The organism is Streptomyces sp. NRRL WC-3549 (assembly GCF_000721935.1).
Lineage (GTDB): Bacteria > Actinomycetota > Actinomycetes > Streptomycetales > Streptomycetaceae > Streptomyces.
In genome coordinates this window covers 50,394-55,671 of sequence record NZ_KL585425.1, presented here as the reverse complement: position 1 = coordinate 55,671, position 5,278 = coordinate 50,394, and the positions used below count along the sequence as shown (strand labels likewise).

At 72.5% G+C, this 5,278-nt stretch carries 7 protein-coding genes and 1 pseudogene; 3 read left to right on the top strand and 5 right to left on the bottom strand.

Going from position 1 to position 5,278, the window contains the following annotated elements; translation table 11 throughout:
• The coding region (locus IH13_RS0127995; protein ID WP_031088755.1) for a Mur ligase family protein at positions 1 to 801 on the bottom strand (801 nt) is incomplete at its 3' end.
• Between the two features lie 115 nt (positions 802 to 916).
• Here IH13_RS0127995 and def point away from each other — a divergent pair.
• Positions 917 to 1,462, top strand: a complete 546-nt coding sequence (gene def / locus IH13_RS0127990) for a peptide deformylase (RefSeq protein WP_031088754.1) — start codon at positions 917 to 919, stop codon at positions 1,460 to 1,462.
• Positions 1,463 to 1,526: 64 nt separating this feature from the next.
• Here def and IH13_RS0127985 read toward each other — a convergent pair whose 3' ends face one another.
• The gene (locus IH13_RS0127985) at positions 1,527 to 2,177 is read right to left on the bottom strand and encodes a TetR/AcrR family transcriptional regulator (protein ID WP_031088753.1); all 651 of its coding nucleotides are present in this window, start codon (positions 2,175 to 2,177) and stop codon (positions 1,527 to 1,529) included.
• 171 nt (positions 2,178 to 2,348) lie between these two features.
• On the opposite strand from IH13_RS0127985, the gene IH13_RS0127980 reads away from it, so the two are divergent.
• Complete coding sequence (locus IH13_RS0127980) at positions 2,349 to 3,575, top strand: acyl-CoA dehydrogenase family protein (protein WP_031088752.1); 1,227 nt, start codon at positions 2,349 to 2,351, stop codon at positions 3,573 to 3,575.
• A gap of 52 nt (positions 3,576 to 3,627) precedes the next feature.
• Here the strand turns inward: IH13_RS0127980 and IH13_RS0127975 are convergent, their stop codons facing one another.
• Together IH13_RS0127975 and IH13_RS0127970 are read right to left on the bottom strand one after the other, a co-directional pair.
• Positions 3,628 to 4,119 carry a glutathione peroxidase gene (locus IH13_RS0127975; RefSeq protein ID WP_031088751.1) on the bottom strand — a complete coding sequence of 164 codons (492 nt, stop codon included), beginning with the start codon at positions 4,117 to 4,119 and terminating at the stop codon, positions 3,628 to 3,630.
• Positions 4,116 to 4,694 (bottom strand): GNAT family N-acetyltransferase, encoded by a 579-nt coding sequence (locus tag IH13_RS0127970; protein WP_031088750.1) that lies wholly within the window; start codon positions 4,692 to 4,694, stop codon positions 4,116 to 4,118. Before IH13_RS0127970 ends, IH13_RS0127975 begins: the two co-directional genes overlap by 4 nt.
• 200 nt (positions 4,695 to 4,894) lie before the next feature.
• Between IH13_RS0127970 and IH13_RS0127965 the strand changes: the two genes are divergently transcribed.
• The gene (locus IH13_RS0127965) at positions 4,895 to 5,122 is read left to right on the top strand and encodes a DUF6011 domain-containing protein (protein ID WP_031088749.1); all 228 of its coding nucleotides are present in this window, start codon (positions 4,895 to 4,897) and stop codon (positions 5,120 to 5,122) included.
• Positions 5,123 to 5,133: 11 nt separating this feature from the next.
• On the opposite strand, the pseudogene IH13_RS41410 reads toward IH13_RS0127965, so the two are convergent.
• Positions 5,134 to 5,278 (bottom strand): annotated as a pseudogene (locus IH13_RS41410) (acyl-CoA thioesterase domain-containing protein); the annotation flags it as partial.

The window sequence follows — 5,278 nt, the reverse complement described above, 5'->3', positions numbered from 1 at the left end:
CGCCGCGACGGCGGCCGAACTGGTGGCGTTCGCCTTGTTGGCGCGGCCCGGCAGCTGGAGGTGGATCGGCCACGCGGAACCGTGCGGGTCCAGTACGTAGTCGCCGTTGAGCGCCCAGCTCGGCGCGGGGCGGCGGAAACCGCACTCGCCGCAGAACCAGTCGTCGCCGGGGCGCTGCATCACACCGCCGCAGGACGGGCAGGACCAGGCGTCGTCCTTCCAGGCCTGACCGGCCGCCACCCACACCACGTTGGGGGAGGAGGACGCGGCCCAGACGATCAGCGGGTCGTCCGCGTTGGCCACGATCACGGCCTTCGAACCGGACAGCCCCTCACGCCACTTCTCGGCCAGCATCCGGGTCTCCGCGGCCCGGTCCAGCTGGTCGCGGGAGAGGTTCAGCAGCGCGATCACCTTCGGGGTGGTGTCGCGCGCGACCCCGGCGAGGTACTTCTCGTCGACCTCGATCACGCCGTACTTCGCGTCCGAACCGCCGGCCAGCGCGGAGGTGATCCCCGCGGGCATGTTGGCACCGAGCGCGTTCGACACGACCGGTCCGGCGGCCCGCAGGGCCTCCGCGATCAGCCGGGTCGTGGTCGTCTTGCCGTTCGTCGCGGACACGAGGATCACGTCCAGGTGCTGCGCCAGCCGCCCCAGCAGGTCGGGGTCGAGCTTGAGCGCCACCCGGCCGCCGATCACCGATCCGCTGCCGCGCCCCGCGGCGCGCGACACCGCCGCCGCGGCCTTGCCCGCCGTCACGGCGAGCTTGGCCCGCGGCGACAACGGCTCCGTGTTGCCTGCCATCGTCCTAGATCCTCCTTGCGTCAGTCCGCGCCCCAGCCTATCGATGTCCGGCGGGGCGACCGCACCACGGCACCACGCGATACGTGGAGGTCACGTGGAACGTACGCTTCTCTCCATGCGAAAACGCCCGATCCCCGGCAGTTCCGGACTGGTTCGTCCCATGAGCCTGCTCGGCGACCCGGTGCTGCACGCCCCCTGCGCGGAGGTCACGGACTTCGGGCCGTCGCTCGCCCGGCTGGTCGAGGACATGTTCGCCACCATGTACGCGGCGAACGGTGTCGGGCTCGCCGCGAACCAGATCGGCGTCCCGCTCAGGGTGTTCGTCTACGACTGCCCCGACGACGACGAGGTCAGGCACCTGGGTCACCTCGTCAACCCGGTCCGTACGGAGGCGGACGGGATCACCGTACGCGGTCCGGAGGGCTGTCTGTCCCTCCCCGGCCTCGAAGGGGGCACGCCGCGCTTCGACCGGACGGTGGTCGAGGGCCGGACGGTGACGGGGGAGCCGGTGCGGGTCACCGGTACCGGCTGGTTCGCCCGCTGTCTCCAGCACGAGTGCGACCACCTCGACGGCCTGGTCTACCCGGACCGGCTGACCGGTCTGCGACGGCGCCGGGTGCTGCGCGCGGCCCGGCGGGCGCCGTGGGCGCGTACGGAGTGAGCCCCGCCGCCCGGACACCGGGTCAAAGGGGGCGGCGGGAGCCCGGGGCCGGCGGGCCGGGGTCTCAGAAGGCGGGACCACCGGGCAGGTCGCCCACCTCGGCGAGCCTGCCCCAGAGCAGGTCCGCGAGACTGCGTACCAACTGCTCGCGTGAGCAGGGCCGGTCGCCGAGCCACCAGTCGCCCGCCGCGTGCATCATGCCGACGATGCCGTGGCCCCAGATCCGGGCCGTCTGCTCGCTGCCCGGCCCCAGGTCGACGCGCTCGGCTATCACCTTGCCGAGCTCCTCGCCGAGCCGGCGCAGCAGCGGGGCCGAGTGCCGGCCGACGTCGAACCCCTGCTCGGGCGAGGGGGCCGCGTCGTCGGCGGGATGCATCAGGAAGCGGTAGACCTGCGGACGGGCCTCGATGGCCGCGAGGTACGTGTCCAGCGTCGCCTCGACCCGCTCCCGTCGCTGTGCGGGGGCGTCGAGCGCGGCCCGCAGGGCGCTCAGCAGGGCGTCGGTGTGGCGCTGGGCGAGTGCCCGGTACAGGCCGCCCTTGTCGCCGAAGTGGCGGTAGAGGATCGGCTTGGTGATCCCGGCCTCGGCGGCGATCGCGTTCATCGACGCCTGCGGGCCGTCCCTCAGCACCACCCGGTCCGCGGCCTCGAGCAGCTCCCGGCGGCGGCGCTCGGCGGCCGTCCGCTGCCGCTCGGCCCCACGTGTGGTCTCCATGTCCTACTCCCCGCCCGGCTGTCCGCGATCTCCTGATGCCCGGGAAACGTAACACCCTGTGTCGCGGCGCGCGGATACCCGGCTGACCGGTTGACAGAGGCTACTTGCTGGTAACAGACTGTTGTTACCGCTGGTAACGCATGGTGTCGACCGCAAGTGCATGGAGGGGACATGGCCGAGTTCACGCTCGAGCTCAACGACGACCAGAAGCAGGTCCGTGACTGGCTGCACGGTTTCGCCGCGGATGTGATCCGCCCGGCCGCTTCGGAGTGGGACGAGCGTGAGGAGACGCCCTGGCCCGTCATCCAGGAGGCGGCCAAGGTGGGCATCTACTCCCTCGACTTCTACGCCCAGCAGTTCTTCGACCCTACGGGCCTGGGCATACCCATGGCCATGGAAGAGCTGTTCTGGGGCGACGCGGGCATCGCCCTGTCCATCGTCGGTACGGGCCTGGCGGCCGTCGGCGTCCTCGCCAACGGCACCGAGGAGCAGATCGGCACCTGGATCCCGCAGATGTACGGCGACGCCGACGACGTGAAGCTCGCCGCCTTCTGCTCCTCCGAGCCGGACGCCGGTTCGGACGTCGCCTCGATGCGGACCCGCGCGGTGTACGACGAGGCCAAGGACGAGTGGGTCCTCAACGGCACCAAGACCTGGGCGACCAACGGCGGCATCGCCAACGTCCACGTCGTCGTCGCCGTCGTCGACCCGGAGCTGGGCTCCAAGGGACACGCCTCCTTCATCGTCCCGCCGGCCACCCCCGGGCTGTCCCAGGGCCAGAAGTTCAAGAAGCACGGCATCCGGGCCTCGCACACCGCCGAGGTCGTCCTGGAGGACGTCCGCGTCCCCGGCAGCTGCCTGCTCGGCGGCAAGGAGAAGCTGGACGAACGCCTGGCCCGGGCCCGCGAGCGCGCCGAGTCCGGCGGCGAGCGCGTGAAGAACGCCGCGATGGCCACGTTCGAGGCCTCCCGCCCCGCCGTCGGCGCCATGGCGGTCGGCACCGCCCGCGCCGCGTACGAGGTGGCCCTGGACTACGCCAAGACCCGCAGCCAGTTCGGCCGCCCGATCATCGACAACCAGGGAATCGCCTTCCAGCTCGCCGACATGCGCACCCGGATCGACGCGGCCCGTCTGCTGGTGTGGCGGGCCTCCTGGATGGCGACCACCGGCAAGCAGTTCACCTCGGCCGAGGGCTCGATGTCCAAGCTCTTCGCCAGCGAGACGGCGAAGTCGGTGACCGCGCAGGCCGTCCAGATCCTCGGCGGCAACGGCTTCACCCGCGAGTACCCGGTCGAGCGGATGCACCGGGACGCGGCGATCTACACGATCTTCGAGGGCACGAGCGAGATCCAGCGCCTGGTGATCGCCCGCACCCTGTCGGGCATGCCGATCCGCTGACACGAACAGGCCCGGGGGCCTGCCGCCGCGCGGCCGGCCCCCGGGCCTGCCGCTAACGCCGCGGCAGGTGGGCCTCGATCACGGAGACGACCTCGGGGGCCTCCGGCTCGACGCCGGGACGGATCCGGGCGACCGGCTCACCGGCCGGCGAGATCAGGAACTTCTCGAAGTTCCACTGGACGTCACCCGCCGCGCCCTCGGCGTCCGGGAGCTTCGCCAGCTCCGCGTACAACGGGTGCCGGCCGTCGCCGTTGACCTCGGTCTTCTCCAGCAGCGGGAAGCTCACGCCGTACGTCGTCGAGCAGAACGTCTCGATCTCCTCGGCGGTGCCCGGCTCCTGGCCCGCGAACTGGTTGCAGGGAACGCCGACCACGGTGAACCCCCGCCCCGCGTACTCCTTCTGCAGGCGCTCCAGGCCTGCGTACTGCGGGGTGAGCCCGCACTGGGACGCGACGTTCACCAGGAGCACCGCCGAGCCCTCGAAGGAGCCCAGCGTGGTGGGCTCGCCGGCGAGGGTGCGCAGGGGGATGTCGTGCAGAGTCATGCGGGATCTCCTCGGTCGTCGGGCGTTCCCGCCCATTGTGGCGCGAGATCGGTGAGCGGGCCGATCACCCGGAAGTAGAACGTGGTTGCTTTCAGCGCACCGGAAGGATCACCGGCGTACGCCGGGATCGAACCGCACTCCGTCCACCCCGCCGACCGGTAGAGCTCCTCGGCCAGGCTTCCCGTCTCGGTGTCCAGGACCAGCAGGCTCAGCCCGTCCGCGGCGGCCGACCGCTCGACGGCCGCGAGCATCGCCCGGCCGACGCCCTGGCCGCGGGCCGACGGACGGACCATCAGCTTGGCGATCTCCGCGCGGTGGCGGGCGTTGGGCAGCGCCCCTCTCACCAGACCGACCGTGCCGACGACCCGCTCGTCGTCCCGGGCGATCCAGACCTGGTGGTCTCCGGCCTCGACGAGGGCGGCACGCCTGCGCCACCAGTCGGCGGCGGCCTCCCGGTCGAGGGGCGCGAGGAAGCCCACCGAGGAGCCGCCTTCCACGGTCTCCACCAGCAGGGCGGCCAGCTCATCGGCGTACGTGACCAGTTCGGGTCCGGTCACGGGAACGATCTCGGTCATGCGCCGGATCCTTTCACGTCCGCCCCGGCCCGCCCGGCAGGTGAGGACGGACCCTCCGGCCGGAGCACCGGAACGCGGCAGACCACCACCGCCACGATGACCAGCGCGCCACGGTGACGCCCCCACGGCCGTACCGGGAAGCCGGCGATCCATCCCGGACCGGCCGCCCGTCCGCCCCGCCCACCTGAGAGGATCCACGGGTGGAACCCCCCGAGCCGCTCCCCGGACTGACGCCCGTACCGGCGGACGGCCCCCCGCCGCCCGCCCGCCGCCCGGTGCGCTGCGCCCTGTGCGGGCGCCCCCTCACCGGTGCGGAGTCACGCCGTACCGGACTCGGCCCCTCGTGCGACGCCAAGCTGCACCCGCCGGGCCCCGACATCCGCACCCGCCGGCACGACGTGGACCAGGAGCCGCTGCCCGGCACCTGAGCCGGCCCCGGCTACACGCCGTCGAGACGCCGGAACAGTCCCTCCTGCACCACGGACACCAGCAACTGCCCCCGGCGGTCGTAGATCCGGCCCCGGGCCAGACCCCGCCCGCCCGTCGCGATCGGCGACTCCTGGTCGTACAGGAACCACTCGTCG